Here is a 1,136-nt window from a genome sequence, read left to right as displayed (position 1 = left end):
TCCTCGCGGTCGTCGGCACTGCGCATCCATTCCAGGCGCGCCTCGATCCGGGAACGGCGCTCGGCGTTGGCCACGAGTTGAAAGACGAAGCCACCGGGCCGCCCATAGAGCACGACGCCGTCGAGCATCCCGAGGTCATCGAGGTAGCAGATCACACGCTCTCCAACCTGAGGAAGGAGGCCCTGTGTCAGGCGGCGCAGTTCGACGAAGTCAGTGGCGGACACGTCGGCGAGGCACTGAACGTCCTCGCCACCGGGCAGGCAGTATCTACCCTTGGCTGTAATTCTGAAACGATCCAGCACGGAAGTTGTCTACCTTTTTAGATGAAACTGAGGGCAGCAACGGATCGGCTTACAACCTGACTATACTTTAACGATTTTCTTTCACCTTGGTACAGCATCGAAGATTTGTTTCCGGAACGGCGGCTTCAGGAAGCGAAAGCGGGATTAGATGGCCAATCGACTCTGCTCAGCCTTTGATCTGCAGATCTCCGCCTGGAAGATGAACAGGTCGATCTGAGCCAGCCCTTCGCGGGCCCTATCGTGCAAGTCTGCGTTGATGCCGTTAATCCGGACGTCGTGGCTCGGTGCCCGCGCTTCCAGATCAGCGAGGACCAAGGCCAGTTCGACCCTCTGCCCGCGGAGCTTCGTCAGAATGGCGCCGAACCGCGCGACCAATAGGTTCGGGGCTTGTCCCTCGATCAGCAGTTCCGCCGCCAGCACGTCGAAATCGGCGAGCGCAGATGCCTCGTCGTGCTTCAGCCGCAGAGGGATGATCGTTCCGGTCATCTGAGCTCAGTCATGCCGAAGAGCGACGTTAGCCAAATCAGTGGTCTGAGCCATCGTCAGGCGACCGCCCGCGCAGCTTCACGAACCTGACGGGTAGCAGCATCGACCTGCTCGCTCGCCAGAGCGATCGCTTCCATGCCGCTCGCGATCGTGGTGACGCCGTGCGCGGCCGTATGCATGCTGCCCGACATCTCTCGTGTCACGGCAGACTGCTCCTCAACCGCCGCCGCGATTGCGGCCGAAACCTCGTCCAGCCCCCGGATCGTGCTCTGGATCGAATTGATCGCATCGACCGCATCCCGAGTCGCCGCCTGTGTCGCCACGATCTGCCCGCGGATCTGGTCGGTC

1 protein-coding gene and 2 pseudogenes are annotated in these 1,136 nt (G+C 61.3%); all 3 read right to left on the bottom strand.

Features of this window, described 5'->3' with window-relative positions; translation table 11 throughout:
• Positions 1 to 302, bottom strand: a pseudogene (locus MKL09_RS02480) (hypothetical protein); the annotation flags it as partial.
• Between the two features lie 144 nt (positions 303 to 446).
• Positions 447 to 788 (bottom strand): hypothetical protein, encoded by a 342-nt coding sequence (locus MKL09_RS02475; protein WP_244017639.1) that lies wholly within the window; start codon positions 786 to 788, stop codon positions 447 to 449.
• 56 nt (positions 789 to 844) lie between these two features.
• Positions 845 to 1,136, bottom strand: a pseudogene (locus MKL09_RS02470) (chemotaxis protein); the annotation flags it as partial.

Origin of the sequence: Methylobacterium sp. J-048 (genome assembly GCF_022829515.1) — a bacterium.
Classification (GTDB): Bacteria; Pseudomonadota; Alphaproteobacteria; order Rhizobiales; family Beijerinckiaceae; genus Methylobacterium.
This window is presented reverse-complemented; position numbering and strand designations above follow the sequence as displayed.

Excerpts from the sequence above, each read along its gene's own strand:
- MKL09_RS02475 (WP_244017639.1), bottom strand. The coding sequence starts at position 788 with ATGACCGGAACGATCATCCCTCTGCGGCTGAAGCACGACGAGGCATCT.